The organism is Pseudomonas persica (genome assembly GCF_900291015.1).
Taxonomy (GTDB): Bacteria; Pseudomonadota; Gammaproteobacteria; order Pseudomonadales; family Pseudomonadaceae; genus Aquipseudomonas.
This window is the reverse complement of the sequence record NZ_OLKL01000019.1, coordinates 30,288-46,039: the sequence shown is the minus strand read 5'-3', so window position 1 is coordinate 46,039 and position 15,752 is coordinate 30,288. Positions and strand designations below refer to the sequence as shown.

Here is a 15,752-nt window from a genome sequence, read left to right as displayed (position 1 = left end):
GCCCTGATGAAAAATCAGGACGAATATGTCACCAAAGGCGGGAAACTGGCTTGCTGAAAACCATAGAATCTCCCACAGGTTCCACGCAGCACTGAAGGCTGTGCAGTCCCTGCGGGTTTACCCGCGAAGAGGCCATGCAGACAACACAATTTTCACAGACCCAGCGCAAAGATTCGTTCCCCGGTAGCCAATACAGTACTACCTGAGCGCCAGCAAGAGCGCCATTCCGACCTGATGACGAGGACCGATCATGGTTTCATCCACCCCCGCGACCCATTACGCGCGCCTGTCCATCGCCCTGCACTGGCTGATGCTGGTGCTACTGGCCGCTGTCTATGCCCTTATCGAACTGCGTGGCCTGTTCCCCAAGGACAGCGTCGAACGCAACCTGATGAAGGACCTGCACTTCATGCTCGGGCTCAGCGTGTTCGTACTGGTCTGGCTGCGCCTGGCCATCCGCCTGAGCCGCCCGACCCCTCCCATCGTGCCCAAACCTGCGGCCTGGCAGACCGGCTTCGCGCACCTGATGCACCTGGCGCTGTACCTGCTAATGATCATCCTGCCGCTGGCCGGCTGGCTGATCCTCAGCGCCGCCGACAAACCGGTGCCGTTCTTCGGCCTGGAGCTGCCGCACCTGATCGGCCCGAACCCGGACCAGGCCAAGTTCATCAAAGGCTGGCATGAACGCATCGGCAGCTGGGGCTACTGGCTGATCGGCCTGCATGCACTGGCCGGGCTGTATCACCACTATGTAAAACGCGACAACACGCTGCTGCGCATGCTGCCCTACAAGTAACCGCGCCGGCCCTGCAGGCCGCCACTGTGCACGACGATCAGGCGGGTGCCGGGCGCGAACAGCCCGGCCTCGACCTGCTCACGCAGAGCTAGCAGGGCCTTGCCGGTGTACAGGGCTTCGAGCGGCACGCCGGTGTGCCGCTCGCAGTCGGCGATGAACGCCAGCAGCTCGTCATCGAATTTGCCGAAACCGCCACGGCAGGCTTCGTGAAGCTGGTAGCCGCGCGTACCCACCAGTTCCGTTACCGCTTGCGCTACCCCGTGAGCACCCGGGACGGCCAATGCGCCATGTACGACATGCCCACCCTCCTCGGCCACCACCAGGCCGGCCAAGGTAGTCCCCGTTCCGGCGGCCAGCCACCAGGCGTCGTAGTCGCCCCAGCCAAGTGCTGCGATTTGTGCGCGAGCCTGCTCCATGATCAGGGCGCAGCCTTGCGCACCGGCCAGCCCGCCGCCGCCTTCGGGAATACAGTGCCAACCCGGGTAGCGCGCCTGCCAGGGCTCCCAGAAACCTGGCTGGTTGCGCGCGCGGTAGCGGCCATAGCCCAGCCAGTGCAGCTCCATGCCCATTGCCTGCAGGTCACGCACGGTTGGCGTGTCCTGGGCATGGCCACGCAGCAGGCCGGCGGTGGCGAAGCCGAAGCGCTTGCCGGCGGCGGCCAGGGCGTGCAGGTGGTTGGAATGGTTGCCGCCGAGACTAATCAGGCCCGCGGCGTTGCTGGCCTTGGCGTGCTGCAGGTGATGGCGCAGCTTGAACCACTTGTTGCCGCTGATCAGCGGGTCGATCAGGTCCAGGCGCAGGATGGCGGCTTCGACCTGGGCTTGTTGCAGCCAGGGCAGGTTCAGGGGTTGCAGCGGGGCTTGAGGGAGGTCAAAGAACATGGTGCGAGTTTACCAGTGAACCCCTGGGGCTGCTTTGCAGCCCATCGCCGGCAAGCCGGGCTCCCACAAGTACAGCGTAATGCTTGAGGTTTGCGCTGTACCTGTGGGAGCCCGGCTTGCCGGCGATGGGCCGCACAGCGGCCCCGGTGACCTCAGAGCTCAGCCGCCAATCTCGAACCCTGGTTGATCGCCCGCTTGGCATCCAGCTCCGCCGCCACATCGGCCCCACCAATCAGGTGCACCGACTGCCCCGCCGCCACCAGCCCGTCCTGCAGCTCACGCAGCGGCTCCTGCCCGGCGCAGATCACCACGTTGTCCACCGCCAGCACCTGCGGCTCGCCATCGGCCACGCGAATGTGCAGGCCAGCATCGTCGATGCCCAGGTACTCGACGCTGTTGAGCATCTGCACCCGCTTGTTCTTCAACCCGGTACGGTGAATCCAGCCGGTAGTCTTGCCCAGGCCGTCACCCACCTTGGATTTCTTGCGCTGCAACAGGTACACCTGCCGCGCCGGGGCATGCGGCTCAGCCTTGATCCCGGCCACGCCACCACGTGCTCGCAGATGGGTATCGATGCCCCACTCCTGCCAGAACGCCTCACGGTCCTGGCTGGTGGCCACGCCCTGATGCACCAGGTACTCGGAAACGTCAAAACCGATGCCACCCGCGCCTATCACTGCGACAGCCTTGCCTACCGGCTTGCGCTCGAGCAGCACGTCCAGGTAGCTGAGCACCTTGGCATGCTCGACACCGGGGATGGCAGGTGTGCGCGGGGCGATACCGGTGGCCAGGATGATCTCGTCGTAGCCACCGTCCAACAGGGCCTGCACATCGACCCAGGTGTTCAGGCGCAGGTTCACCCCCGTGCTTTTGACCTTGTTGCGGAAGTAACGCAGGGTTTCATGGAACTCTTCCTTGCCTGGCACCCGCTTGGCCACATTGAACTGCCCGCCGATCTCGCTGGCGGCATCGAACAGGGTCACCGTGTGGCCGCGCTCTGCTGCAACCGTGGCAGCGGCCAGACCGGCCGGGCCGGCACCGACCACGGCTATGCGTTTCACGGCACGCACGGGCAGGTAGTTGAGCTCGGTCTCGTGACAGGCGCGCGGGTTGACCAGGCAACTGGTCAGCTTGCCGCCGAAGGTATGGTCCAGGCAGGCCTGGTTGCAGCCGATGCAGGTGTTGATCTCGTCGCCGCGGCCGGCAGCGGCCTTGTTGACGAAGTCCGGGTCGGCGAGGAACGGCCGGGCCATCGAGACCATGTCGGCATCGCCCTCGGCCAGCACCGCCTCGGCCACTTCCGGGGTGTTGATGCGGTTGGTGGTGATCAGTGGAATGTTCACCACGCCACGCAGCTTGGCGGTGACCTTGCTGAACGCCGCGCGCGGCACCTTGGTGGCAATGGTCGGGATACGCGCTTCGTGCCAGCCGATGCCGGTGTTGATCAGGGTCGCACCGGCCTGCTCGATGGCCTTGGCCAGCAGCTCGATTTCGTCCCAGCTGCTGCCGCCCTCGACCAGATCGAGCATCGACAGGCGGAAGATGATGATGAAGTTCGGCCCTACCGCGCCACGTACCCGGCTGACGATTTCCACCGCCAGACGCATGCGGTTTTCGTAGCTGCCGCCCCAACGGTCGGTGCGGTGGTTGGTGTGGGCGGCGAGGAACTGGTTGATGAAGTAGCCTTCCGAACCCATGATCTCGACGCCGTCGTAACCGGCGCGCTGGGCCAGCACCGCGCAGTTGACGAAGTCGGCGATCTGCTTCTCGATACCCGCCTCATCCAGCTCCCTGGGCTTGAATGGGTTGATCGGCGCCTGGATCGCGCTGGGCGCCACCTGGCGTGGGCTGTAGGCATAGCGCCCGGCATGCAGGATCTGCAGGCAGATCTTGCCACCGGCGGCGTGTACCGCCTCGGTAACGATGCGGTGCTTGTCGGCCTCTTCCTCGGTGCTGAGTTTGGCCGCACCGGAGTACACCCCGCCTTCATCGTTTGGCGCAATGCCGCCGGTGACCATCAAGCCGACGCCACCGCGGGCGCGCTCGGCAAAGTAGGCCGCCATGCGCTCGAAACCGCCCGGGCGCTCTTCGAGGCCGGTGTGCATCGAGCCCATCAGGGTGCGGTTGCGCAAGGTGGTGAAGCCCAGGTCCAGCGGGGCGAGCAGGTGCGGGTAGCGGTCGGCGGCCATGGAAAGGTCCCCAGGTGGCATATTCACGGGATGCGGGTGCCTCACCGGTCGGCAGGCCCCGTCGTTTGTCTGCCTGCGACATTAAACAGCCGTTTGAACGGGCTCAATGATCGAAACTGACAAGTTATTGATCCTGGCGCACAGCGAGACCACCCGAGGACTCGCGAATGCTTGGCCCCGCAGGTTCCAGCTGGGCATGTTCTCCTGGGTGCGAGCGAGAAGATGCCGGTAACCGGCAGCACGAGTGAAATCGGCAAGATGCCAGAGACGCCCGTTCGCTCCCCAAGTGCCATCGGCGATGTCGACCAACTGTATCGAAGTCATCAGCATTCTCCCGTCATCCTTCCCGACGCATTGTTCGATGGCCTGGTGCAGGCCCAACACGTAGTCCTTGCGCATCTGTTCATCGAGGACGCCGGCAGGCACCTTTACCATGACGATGCAGGGAATGGCGTGGGCGTGCATGTTCACCCCGCCACATAGCCAATCACCGCTTCGCACCTCCTCGATGAGCACCTGCAGTTGCACAAGGCCAGGGCGCTGCTCGAGTCTGGCGAATTTTCGGTCGAAGCGGTCTCGGCGCAGGTCGGCTACCAGGACCCGACGGCTCTCCGGCGCTTGATGCGCCGCCTGCTGAACGCGCCCCCGCGACAGTTGCGCCAGAGCTGAGCGGGAACCGCAGCGGACGCTGCAGACCCAGATAGTGCTTTGGTATGATCAAAAACGCGAGTTTGCAAAAACAGTACAACAAGGATTCCCAAGCTGATGAACAGGGCCGCACTATGCCCCTGAGGGTCTTCATGGCAACTTCATTTTTATTCGATAGTTGAAGGCTTCATGCGAAAACTCCTGGCAAGCGCCCTGGCGCTGGTGATGATCGCCGCCCTCTGCGGCTACGGTTTCTGGACCCAGCAGCGCCCGGAAGGTCATTACCTGTCCGACCTGCGCATCGAACTGGCGCTGAACCATGGCGTGCCGGGCGAGCACGGCAACCTGCTTGGCGTCGAACCGCTGCTCTACCCAGGCGACTACCAGAACCTTCAACGCCTGCACCGCAAGCTCGCGGCCTACCTGGAACAGGCCCGTACCCAGGGTCTGGTGGGCCCGCGCACGGTGGTGGTGCTACCCGAGCACATTGGTACCTGGCTGTGGGCGCGCGGCGAAAAGAACGAGCTGTACCAGGTCACGCAAAGCCGTGAAGCCCTGCAATGGCTGGAGCTGAGCAACCCGCTGCGCTATGGCCTGGCCATGCTCAGTGCCGACGGCGACGACTGGCGCGCCGACGCGCACCTGCGCATGAAGGCCGAGCAGATGGCTGCAGACTACCAGCAACTGTTCGGTGGCCTGGCCAAGGAGTTCAACGTCACCCTGGTGGCTGGCTCCATCGTGCTGCCCGCCCCTTATGTGAAACAGGGCGTACTGCATGCCGGCAGCGGCCCACTGTTCAACAGCAGCATGGTGTTCGCCGGCGACGGCTCGCTGCTGGGCCAGCCACAGCGTCAACAGTTCCCCGACAGCGAAATGCGCCGCTATGTCCACGATGGCCGCCAGCACCCGCTGCAGGTATTGCAAACCCCTGCCGGGCGCCTGGGCGTGCTGGTGGGCAGTGACAGCTGGTACCCGGAAAACCACCAGCAACTGGCCCAACAGGCGGTACAACTGGTCGCCAACCCGGTGTTCCTCAGCGGCAAGGGCAGCTGGCAGGCGCCCTGGCGTGGCAATCGCCACCAGGACGCCAGCGCCGGGCTGGCCTTGCAGCGCGGCGAAGTCAGCGAACAGGCCGCCTGGCAACGCCTGACCGAAGCGGCCGGGGCCGGCGTCAGCAGCATGAGCGTGTTCATGCGTGGGCAGTTCTGGGAACAGGGCAGCGACGGCCAGGGCTTTGCCCACCACGCGGGTGAATTGCTGGCGGGTACCCCCAGCCCTGGCGCCCGCCTGCTGAACCTGTGGCTGTAAGCCCATGGCCCGCCCCCGCGTGCGCCTGGGCGACCTGTCGGTTGGCTTTGTCCAGCCGCTGACCGAAGCCCTGCGCGAACTGGGCCATGACCCCGAGCCGCTGCTGCGCCGCTATGGCCTGGATGCGGCGCGCCTGGGCGAAGCCGGCGCGCGCTTGTCGATCCCGCGCTACATGCACCTAGGTCACGCCGCCATCGAAATGTGCGACGAAGCCGCGCTGGGCCTGCACATTGGGCACCTGAGCCGCCTGGCGCATGCCGGACTTGCCGGGGTCACTGCGGCCCAGGCGCCCACCGTGGGCGAGGCTGCGCGCACCCTGCTGCGCTTCGAGCCGCTATATGCATCCAATTACCGTGGCCATTCCAGCTTCCACGAAGATGCCCAGGGCGCCTGGCTGCGCTTTTACTCCATCAGTCCCTACAATGCCTACAACCGCTTTGTCGTCGATTCACTGCTCGCTGGCTGGCTGGCCCAACTGGCCGACCTTGCCGGTACAACGGTGCAGGCCGAACGCCTGGAAATCGAATTTGCCGCCCCCGCCTACGCCGCGCATTACCAGCTGTTGTGCAGCGCACCCGTGCAATTTGCCGCCGAAAGCAATCAGCTGCGCCTGAGCCGCGCCACGCTGCAGTTGGCCAACCCCAGGCATTGCCCAAGCACCTGGCACCACCTGCTGCGGTTGTGCGAGGCGGAGATGCTGCAACGCACGCGGGTACGCAGCCTGGGTGAGCGCATCACCCACCTGCTGGGCCCGTTGCTCAACGGCGGCCGTGAGCCGGACCTGGAAGAAGTGGCGCTGCACCTGCAACTTCCGACCTGGACCTTGCGCCGCAAGCTGGCCGAGGAAGGCACACGTTTTCGCGACCTGCTCAACGAAACACGGCGCGACCTGGCCGAGACCTATATCCGCGATACGGAACTGGCCTTTGGCGAGATTGCCTATCTGCTGGGGTTTGCGTCGGCCGAGGCCTTCCAGCGCGCCTTCAAGCGCTGGACGGGCCTTACACCGGGGGAGTTTCGCCGCAGCCAGCGGCGGGTAGGCTAAAGCTCGGTGGCATCGTCAGCCGGTTCCGGGGTGTCCAGTTCATAAGCCTGGAATTCGAGAAGTTCTTCCTGATACTCATCCATGCCCTGCGTCCTCTTTTCTCAATGATCTTTATCAGTGTCGCCGTCAACCTAAGCCGGTGGGATGAAGGAATGATGACAAGCTAAGGATCCGCTGCGTAGCAACGGTCAGGAATGAACTGGCGCTTGATCACCCGGAACGGGGACTCGACCTTGGCGCGTGCCTGACCTGATCCATCTCGGTCATGGACAATTCCTAGCGGAACTCTTCTTCAGAGTTACCTTGACCGCGTCAGTAAACCTGCTACTTCAGCTAGTGCAGGTGCATGGGCTCCGGCATAACGGCACGATATGGATGCGCAGGCCGCTGAAAATCGCAGGCGCTCCTTCAAGTCTGCGATCCCCAGCATCTCCGCAGCCAGCCAACCTGCCATACAAGCGTCTCCTGCTCCCACTGTGTCTTCCACTTCCACGGCAATAGCTGGCTGTTCGAGTTGGCTGTCCGGGGTGTGGAGAATCATGCCGTGCTCCCCTCGGGTAAAAAGGATCTGCGCCTGAGAATTCAGAGCTCGCAGCTCATCCATTGCCTGGCATTCGGTCAGCCCTGGATAAATATGCCGGAGGTCTTCGTCGGAAAGCTTGATCCTGTCAGCAAGGGTGGTCATCGTAATGAAGGTCTGCTCCCGATAATGGCGATCCATTAACGTGCGCCAATTGGGATCATAGCTAATCCGTTTACCGGCCCCCTTGGCCTCCTGAGCGATTTTAACCAATCTGCCTGCGAGTGGTTGTCGAGCCAGACTGATGCAACTGAAGTGGCACAGCTCTGCCTGGTTGACCCATCCTTCGGGCATCTGATCCGGATCGAAAAAAAGATCGGTATCTCCCGCAAAATAGTAACGTGGAGGACGGCTCGACAGAACAATGGCGACCAAAGGATCTCGATCTACCCGTTGGATGAAGTTCATATCCAGCCCTGCAGCTTTCGACTGCGAGACTATCTCGTCACCCATTGAATCTTTGCTCACTGCCCCGGCAAAAGCGCTGCTAACCCCCAAGCGGCTTAGTGCTCGTGCAACGTTCCAAGGAGCTCCACCCGGGTAGCCCCTCCACTCGCCAGGGGTGCCTTGGACAAGGTCCGTCAGGGCTTCGCCAAATACTACTGCGCGAGGCAATACCATCGTCATTTCCTCAGTTTTTATCGTAAGGATAATTGCAGGCTGATCAGCTTTGACCAGTAAACCATTACTCAATATGCAGGGTGAAAAGCCGGGTTCAATAGGTGAAAGCGTGGTGGCCGACGCGTTTAAATATTAGAACCAGGTTTCCATCTGTATGCCGTATTGCCATACACCGCCGGCGTTGAAGTCCGTCTTGCCGAAGTTGTCTGTGGCGCTGTATCTGTCCAGATCCGAAGACCAGTTCATAAAACTTGCGAACACTCGCAATTCGGGACGTGTGAGAAGGTCTCCAACGTCAGGTTTGAATGTCGGGGCAACGGTGAATTTCCAGAAATTACCGTCGACCGCATTGCGTTGCATATAGCCCTTGGGATCGAGGTCCATGGTTTGCCAGCTCATTTCGTAGGCCATCTCGAAATTGCTGTTGATTTCATTGGCCAAGCGAACGTTCAGGGTCATCCAACGGTAGTCGTCACCCTTGACGTACCTGTCCTTGCTCTGTTCAGCCAGCACGCTGGGACCGATGCGCCAGCCAGATGCAATGGGTGTCTCGCCGTAAAGCGCCAGACGCAAAGCGCGGGCCTCATCGATTAGTTCACCATCCGAGCCGATGTTCTTGACCTCTGCCCCCAGACCTTGCCCATAGAGCAGTGCCGTTTTGAAGAAGCCTTCCCTGCCGAGAAAGTTTTTCTGGTGGTTGGCCAGCATACTGTGCAAACCTGAATCCGCAGGCGTCAAACCCGCTTCATTGCTGCGGATGCCAATATCATTTTTCTTTGAGCCAATGGCATTGAACATCCACTGCCACTGACCATTATCAAAGAACTGGTTAGAGGTCAGGATGTAGCTTTCCACATCGGCGTTGATACCGCCTTCACTGAAATCACCGTAGTTACGCCCGATCAAGGAATAATTCGAGCGCCAATTCTTGTTCATCTGCATGTCGTAGACGCCGCCCCCGGTGCCAGCCAGATAGACGACGTCCGAGTCCAGCCAGTGAATGTCGAAGTTATCCCTGTCGAATCGCTTGCCGGCCCACAGGGTGGCGTTCTCAAACACTGAATTACCCTTGAACGCAGCGAGATGGTCGAGTTCGGTAAATACCTGACGCACGTTCAGGTTACTTTCATCGGCCGTCCAGTCGTTGGAGCTTTCCACGCCATCGGCAATGGAAACCGTGAATTTGGAACGGGTGCCGTTTTGCGCATAGGCTTCTTTCGAGAGGTCTATGCGCATGTAGGTGTCGTCTTCGTTACCAAGTCGCCCGACGGCCCCGCCAACCGAACCGGCAGGGGTTGTATAAGGGCCACCACGACCGCCGCCAAGTCCATCGTTGATCAGCAGTCCGGAACGGGCGTAGCCCTTGAAGCTGAAGCCGTCAGTGAAGTGCCCGCTGCTGCGCTGCTTCTCCATGCTTTGCTGACGGGCTTCTAGTGTTGCCAGCCGGGCATCCAACGTGGGCGCTGCAGTCGCTGTCGAAGTAGACACAGGCTGCAAGGTGGGAGTTGCAAGTTTGAGCTGCTGCAGTTCCCTGGCGAGTGCCTGGGTCTGCTGTTCGGCTGCGGCTGCACGCCTTTCCGCTGCACTGGCACGGGCTTCAAACGCAGCCATGCGTTCTTCCAGAGTCGCGGCCTCAGAGGTCGCAGCCGATGTGCCGAGCACACCTGCAAGTAGCCAGCTTGATGCTTTCTGCATGGGGATTCCTATCTTGTTTTTATTGTTCGCTCCTGCGACCAGCCCCTTCGACGTGCGCTTCCAATTAACGCGTTCGACGAAAAAAAGGATGCCTCATCGCAAAGAGGCTGCTACATTCGACGATGTTAACGTTAACTTTTCTAAAAACAAAAATAAAGGGTCCTCAATGAAACAGCTGAAATCTCTCCTTCCAGCAGCACTCATCACCCTATGCACCGGACTGCCATCTGCCTCGATCGCAGCAAATTTGACGATTTCGTGCGGCGCGGTGGGGGCGGAGCTAGCACTGTGCAAGGAGGCTGTCGAAGCGTGGTCGAAACAGACCGGCAATAACGTCGAGGTGGTTTCCACGCCTAATTCGGCGACCGAGAGGCTGTCGTTCTACCAACAGATCCTCAGTGCGCAGTCCACCGACATCGACATCATCCAAATCGATATGGTGTGGCCGGGGATGCTGGCCAAACACCTGGTGGATCTGCGCGAGGTGCTTCCTGCTAACGCTACCCAAGGCTACTTCCAGGCACAGGTGGATAGCGCCACGGTGAACGGGCGGCTGGTGACGATGCCATGGTTCACCGACTCGGGCCTGCTGTATTACCGCAAAGACTTGCTCGAGAAATACAACCAGCAGGTTCCCCAGACCTGGGAGGAAATGACCGCTACCGCCCGGTATATTCAACAGGCCGAGCGTACTGCCGGAAACGCCAATGCCTGGGGTTACATCTTTCAGGGACGCGCCTACGAGGGCCTGACGTGTAACGCGCTGGAGTGGATCAGCAGCCAACCGGAAGGCGGACTGGTCAACCCTCGCGGTGACATCGTGGTCAACACTCAGGCCTCAAGGGCGGCTTTGAGCCTGGCAAAAAGCTGGGTGGGGGACATCTCCCCGCGAGGCGTACTCAACTACACCGAGGAAGAAGGACGTGGCGTATTCCAATCGGGAAATGCGTTGTTCATGCGTAACTGGCCTTATGTCTGGGCCTTGGTACAAAGCCCGGACAGCGCCGTTAAAGACAAGGTCGGGGTCGCCCCCCTGCCCCGTGGCGGCATAACCGGCACCCATGCCTCCACGCTCGGTGGGTGGGGCCTGGCAGTATCGCGTTACAGCGCCAATCCAAAACTTGCCGCAGAGTTGGTGAGCTACTTGAGCAGTGCCCAGCAGCAGAAACATCGTGCTCTGGTCGGCGCCTACAACCCGGTTATCGAGTCGCTGTATCAAGATCCCGACCTGCTCGCGGCAATGCCTTATTACAGTCAGTTGCACAGCATTCTCAACGATGGGGTGATGCGCCCCGCCTCGATAACTGCCGCTCGCTATCCACGGGTCTCCAATGCGTTCTTCGATCGAGTGCATGGCGTGCTGGCGGGTGAGCAGCCTGTCGATCAGGCGCTGACCGAACTGGAAAGTGAACTCACTCGTATCAAGCGTCGGAGCTGGTAAGCCACAAGGAAGGAAATCACCATGCCTGTCTCTACTACCCATGCCCCCCGTGAACAGCACCTGTTCACCCGGGAAACGCCTGTACAGCGCCGCCGAATACGCGCCGCCTGGCTGTTCCTGACACCGATGTTGCTGTGCCTGGCCCTGGTGGCGGCCTGGCCGCTACTGCGCACATTCTGGTTCAGCCTGACTGACGCCAATCTGGCGGACACCAGTGACGGTTCCTTCGTAGGCCTGAGCAATTATCTGTTCCACAACGGCTCCAACTGGTCCGGCATCCTGGTTGATCCCCAATGGTGGAACGCTGTTCGCAACACCTTGCACTTCACCGTGGTCTCGGTAGGACTGGAAGTCATCCTGGGGCTACTGGTGGCGTTGCTGTTGAACATCAAGTTCAGCGGCCGTTCCTTGGTGCGTGCGTTGATTCTGATTCCTTGGGCGATTCCTACCATTGTCTCGGCAAAGATCTGGTCGTGGATGCTCAACGACCAGTTCGGCATCATCAATCACCTGATGCTGAGCGTCGGCCTGATTGACGCCCCCCTGGCCTGGACGGCCGATGCAGATCTGTCGATGTGGGCGGTGATCATCGTCGATGTCTGGAAGACCGTCCCGTTCGTCACGCTGCTGATGCTGGCGGCATTGCAGATGTTGCCAAGCGATTGCTACGAAGCAGCCAGGGTCGATGGCATTCACCCGCTGAAGGTGTTCTGGCGAGTCACGCTGCCTCTGTTGATGCCTGCATTGTTGGTGGCAGCGATCTTCCGCATCCTCGATTCCCTGCGAGTGTTCGACGTGATCTATGTGCTGACCTCGAATTCTTCGAGCACCATGAGCATGTCAGTCTATGCCCGCCAACACCTGGTGGAGTTCCAGGATGTCGGTTATGGCAGCGCGGCCTCGACCCTGCTGTTTCTGGTCGTTGCGGTAATCGCCATGCTTTATCTCTACCTCGGACGCCGTCAAATGGAGGTGCGGTCATGAGCCTGCGCCTACTCAAGAAAACGCTGCTACGTCTCGGGTTCTGGTGCCTGATCGGGGTTTTGCTGCTGTATGCGGTCTTCCCTTTCTACTACGCCATCGTGACTTCGCTTAAGCCGTCTGGTGCCTTGTTCGAGGTGAGCTACTGGCTCGAAAGCCCCGACTTCTCCAATTACGCAGCGATACTCCACCAAGCCTCATTCCTGCGAGCGATCGGTAACTCGCTGGTGGTTGCGCTGTGCGTGGTGACCCTGGCGCTGTTCCTCAGCGTGAGCGCCGCCTATGCCTTGGGAAGGGTGAAATTCCGTGGGCGTGGCACGGTATTGATGATGGTGCTCGGCGTGTCGATGTTTCCCCAGGTTGCCGTACTGTCGGGGCTGTTCGAAGTGATACGCGCCCTGGGCCTGTACAACACGTCTTGGGCATTGATCCTGAGCTACACGATTTTCACTCTACCGTTCACCGTCTGGGTGCTGACCACGTTCATGGGCCAACTGCCACATGAACTGGAAGAAGCGGCAATCATGGATGGCGCTTCGCCCTGGGTAACGCTTTCCCGGGTGCTGTTGCCGCTGCTATGGCCTGCACTGGTCACCACCGGTTTGTTGGCTTTTATTGCGGCGTGGAACGAATTCCTGTTTGCCTTGACCTTCACCCTCACTGACACGCAACGCACGGTGCCGGTCGCCATCGCCTTGATTTCCGGCGGTAGCCCCCATGAACTGCCGTGGGGGCTGTTGATGGCCGCATCGGTGCTGGTCACTGTCCCTCTGGTGATTCTGGTGCTGATCTTCCAGCGCCGAATCGTATCTGGTCTCACTGCCGGCGCGTTAAAGGGTTGATGCCCAACAAATACAAGGAAGAGCATCATGATCAAATTGAAACTGGACAACGTGAACAAACAACTGGGCGGCATGCAGATACTTCGCGACGTCAACCTGGAGATCGCTGCGGGGGAATTCGTAGTGTTCGTTGGCCCTTCGGGCTGCGGAAAGTCGACCCTGCTACGACTGATCGCCGGACTGGATGCAATCTGCGAGGGTAACCTGCTGATCGACGGGAAACGGGTCAACGACCTGGAACCGCGCGAGCGCGGCGTCGGCATGGTGTTTCAGTCTTATGCGCTGTATCCGCACATGAGCGTCTACGACAACATCAGCTTTGGCCTCAAACTGGCCAAGACAGAAAAGAGCACCCTACGCGAACGCGTGATGAAAACAGCGCAAATCCTTCAATTGGACAAACTGCTGCAACGCAAACCAAAGGAACTGTCCGGAGGACAGCGTCAGCGTGTAGCAATGGGCAGAGCCATGGCGCGGGAGCCGGACATTTTGTTGTTCGATGAGCCCCTTTCCAATCTGGATGCCTCCTTACGAGTGCAGATGCGCAACGAAATCGCCCGGCTGCATGATCGACTGGGCTCGACCATGATCTACGTCACCCACGACCAAGTGGAAGCGATGACCCTTGCCGACAAAATTGTTGTACTCAATGGCGGTCATGTAGAGCAGATCGGCTCACCACGCGAACTCTATGAACGGCCAGCGAGCCGCTTTGTCGCCGGCTTTCTCGGTTCGCCGAAAATGAACTTTCTGGCAGCACGCCTGTATACCCCGGGTGAAACCAGCCTGGTCGATACCCCCGTTCTGGGTATGATCTCCCTACCCTTCGACAGCTCACACCTGGCACCAGGCGCGCTACTGAGCGTTGGGGTTCGCCCAGAGCACGTTTCGCTCAAAGCGGCAGGAGGAGCGGTCGGGATCGTCGTGACCGGGGTCGAATACCTTGGCAGTGAAACGTATGTGCACCTGGAAACAGGCCAGGAGGAGCCACTGATCTGTCGTTGCGAGGTCAGTGCCGGATGGCAGGCGGGCGATCGGGTCGAAATGCAGCTGGACATCGACAACCTGCACCTGTTCGACATCGACGGCACAGTCCTGGAGCGTCATCCACAAGCCATTGAAAGCCTTCCGAATGAAGTCTCTCTGCGCTCAGACCGAGTACAGGCCCTATGACCTTGTCTTCGAACAACATGAGCGATCCAATGCCGTCTCCCCTTGACCTTGCGCAACAGGCACTGAGTGACGGTCTGTCTCGTGTCATCCAGGATTATCGGCCCGGTTATCATATCGCCCCCCCTGCAGGCTGGATGAATGACCCTAACGGGGTCGTGTACTTCCGTGGCGAATATCACGTTTTCTATCAGCATTACCCCTTCGAAGCGAAATGGGGCCCAATGTATTGGGGGCACGCCAAGAGCGCCGATCTGGTTCATTGGCAGCACCTGCCCATTGCACTGGCACCCGGCGATGACTTCGACCGTGATGGATGTTTTTCCGGTAGTGCTGTGGTGTACGGGGATACCCTCGCACTGATCTACACCGGACACACCTGGCTGGGGGAAGTGGGTGATGAACGTTCGATCCGCCAAGTACAGTGCCTGGCCACCAGTACCGACGGCATCCGGTTCGTCAAGCAAGGGGCCGTCATCGAGACCGCGCCGCACGACGCGATAATGCACTTTCGTGACCCCAAGGTATGGAAAGAGGATGACTATTGGTACCTCATTGCCGGCGCACGTCTGGGCGATAGGCCGCTGCTCCCACTGTACCGCTCTACAGACCTGTTCACCTGGGAGTTCCTCGATTACGTGTCCAGTGGCAGCGAGGGCGATGGCTACATGTGGGAGTGCCCGGATCTGTTCCGACTGAATGGACGCGATGTGCTGCTGTACTCCCCCCAAGGCATGCAACCCCAAGGCTATGAACGGCTCAACAAGTACCAGACCGGTTATCGAGTGGGCCGACTCAACAACGAGTGGCACTTCACTGGCGGGCCTTTTATCGAGCTGGACAACGGCCACGATTTCTATGCAGCGCAAACGTTGATAGCTGCCGATGGTCGACGACTTTTGTGGGCCTGGCTCGACATGTGGGAAAGCCCCATGCCGAGCAGACCCCATCACTGGTGCGGCATGCTCGGTTTACCGCGCGAACTTGAACTGCGCGCAGACCGTCTGTGCGTGTATCCGGCACGGGAGCTCAGCGCTCTACGCAAGGCGCCATTAGCGAGTACACCATGGTGGGATGAGTCGGGAACCCGGTGGGTGCCACAAGTGAATGGCGATATGCTCGAAATCCATGTGCACCTGGATTTGCTCGGCTGCACCGATGGGCATTTGGGAATCGCCTTGCGCTGCAGCGACGATGGCCGTGAAGAAACCCTGCTCTACTATGATGCGTCGCTACGTCGTCTGGTGCTTGACCGCAGCCACTCGGGTGCGCAGGTCACAGGTCAGCGCAGCGTGGCGATAGACGCATGGCAGGAGCGACTCGAATTGCGCGTATTCCTGGATCGCTCGTCCATTGAGGTGTTCGACGAAAGCGGGTGCTTTAGCCTCAGCAGTCGCCTTTATCCACAGCCCGACAGTCTGGGGGTGAAGCTCTTTGCAAGCGGGAACGGCGGGCGTGTCTCCATTCCCAGAGCATGGCCTCTCGCCTCTGGATGGCTATGAGCAGCATCATTCGGATCGCAAAAAGCGAAGGTCATGTGTCATGATTCTCCGTA

At 60.4% G+C, this 15,752-nt stretch carries 13 protein-coding genes and 1 pseudogene; 9 read left to right on the top strand and 5 right to left on the bottom strand.

The window, feature by feature from the left end; translation table 11 throughout:
- Positions 1–250 precede the first annotated feature (250 nt).
- A complete protein-coding gene (locus tag FQ664_RS10285) occupies positions 251–796 on the top strand; it encodes a cytochrome b (protein WP_144171819.1) in 546 nt (181 codons plus the stop codon).
- Here the strand turns inward: FQ664_RS10285 and FQ664_RS10280 are convergent.
- From FQ664_RS10280 to FQ664_RS28230, 3 genes are all read right to left on the bottom strand, one after another.
- Entirely contained in the window at positions 787–1,677 is an 891-nt protein-coding gene (locus FQ664_RS10280) for a 1-aminocyclopropane-1-carboxylate deaminase/D-cysteine desulfhydrase (protein ID WP_144171818.1), read from the bottom strand. The genes FQ664_RS10285 and FQ664_RS10280 overlap by 10 nt on opposite strands.
- Before the next feature lie 152 nt (positions 1,678–1,829).
- Positions 1,830–3,866: an NADPH-dependent 2,4-dienoyl-CoA reductase gene (locus FQ664_RS10275; RefSeq protein ID WP_144171817.1), complete on the bottom strand. Its 2,037-nt coding sequence runs from the start codon at positions 3,864–3,866 to the stop codon at positions 1,830–1,832.
- An 81-nt stretch (positions 3,867–3,947) separates the two neighbouring features.
- Positions 3,948–4,331: a hypothetical protein gene (locus FQ664_RS28230; protein WP_178090978.1), complete on the bottom strand. Its 384-nt coding sequence runs from the start codon at positions 4,329–4,331 to the stop codon at positions 3,948–3,950.
- A gap of 54 nt (positions 4,332–4,385) precedes the next feature.
- Here FQ664_RS28230 and FQ664_RS10265 point away from each other — a divergent pair.
- The 3 genes and pseudogenes from FQ664_RS10265 to FQ664_RS10255 form a co-directional block, all read left to right on the top strand.
- Positions 4,386–4,535, top strand: a pseudogene (locus FQ664_RS10265) (helix-turn-helix domain-containing protein); the annotation flags it as partial.
- A 168-nt stretch (positions 4,536–4,703) separates the two neighbouring features.
- Positions 4,704–5,822, top strand: coding sequence for a nitrilase-related carbon-nitrogen hydrolase (locus tag FQ664_RS10260; RefSeq protein ID WP_144171816.1), 1,119 nt, complete (start codon positions 4,704–4,706; stop codon positions 5,820–5,822).
- Positions 5,823–5,826: 4 nt separating this feature from the next.
- A complete protein-coding gene (locus tag FQ664_RS10255) occupies positions 5,827–6,867 on the top strand; it encodes an AraC family transcriptional regulator (RefSeq protein ID WP_144171815.1) in 1,041 nt (346 codons plus the stop codon).
- A gap of 298 nt (positions 6,868–7,165) precedes the next feature.
- On the opposite strand, the gene FQ664_RS10250 is transcribed toward FQ664_RS10255, so the two are convergent.
- On the bottom strand, positions 7,166–8,068 hold the full coding sequence (locus FQ664_RS10250; protein WP_144171814.1) for a carbohydrate kinase family protein: 903 nt from the start codon (positions 8,066–8,068) through the stop codon (positions 7,166–7,168).
- A gap of 132 nt (positions 8,069–8,200) precedes the next feature.
- Positions 8,201–9,763 (bottom strand): carbohydrate porin, encoded by a 1,563-nt coding sequence (locus FQ664_RS10245; protein ID WP_144171813.1) that lies wholly within the window; start codon positions 9,761–9,763, stop codon positions 8,201–8,203.
- A 166-nt stretch (positions 9,764–9,929) separates the two neighbouring features.
- Between FQ664_RS10245 and FQ664_RS10240 the strand changes: the two genes are divergently transcribed.
- Genes FQ664_RS10240 through FQ664_RS10220 form a run of 5 tightly spaced genes read left to right on the top strand, consistent with a single transcriptional unit; the run spans position 9,930 to position 15,699 of the window.
- Entirely contained in the window at positions 9,930–11,204 is a 1,275-nt protein-coding gene (locus FQ664_RS10240) for an ABC transporter substrate-binding protein (protein WP_144171821.1), read from the top strand.
- 21 nt (positions 11,205–11,225) lie between these two features.
- Positions 11,226–12,188: a carbohydrate ABC transporter permease gene (locus tag FQ664_RS10235; RefSeq protein ID WP_144171812.1), complete on the top strand. Its 963-nt coding sequence runs from the start codon at positions 11,226–11,228 to the stop codon at positions 12,186–12,188.
- Positions 12,185–13,027, top strand: coding sequence for a carbohydrate ABC transporter permease (locus FQ664_RS10230; protein ID WP_144171811.1), 843 nt, complete (start codon positions 12,185–12,187; stop codon positions 13,025–13,027). The genes FQ664_RS10235 and FQ664_RS10230 overlap by 4 nt, the downstream gene beginning before the upstream one ends.
- A gap of 27 nt (positions 13,028–13,054) precedes the next feature.
- The gene (locus FQ664_RS10225) at positions 13,055–14,200 is read left to right on the top strand and encodes an ABC transporter ATP-binding protein (protein WP_144171810.1); all 1,146 of its coding nucleotides are present in this window, start codon (positions 13,055–13,057) and stop codon (positions 14,198–14,200) included.
- On the top strand, positions 14,197–15,699 hold the full coding sequence (locus FQ664_RS10220) for a glycoside hydrolase family 32 protein (RefSeq protein WP_178090977.1): 1,503 nt from the start codon (positions 14,197–14,199) through the stop codon (positions 15,697–15,699). The genes FQ664_RS10225 and FQ664_RS10220 overlap by 4 nt, the downstream gene beginning before the upstream one ends.
- Positions 15,700–15,752: the final 53 nt, after the last annotated feature.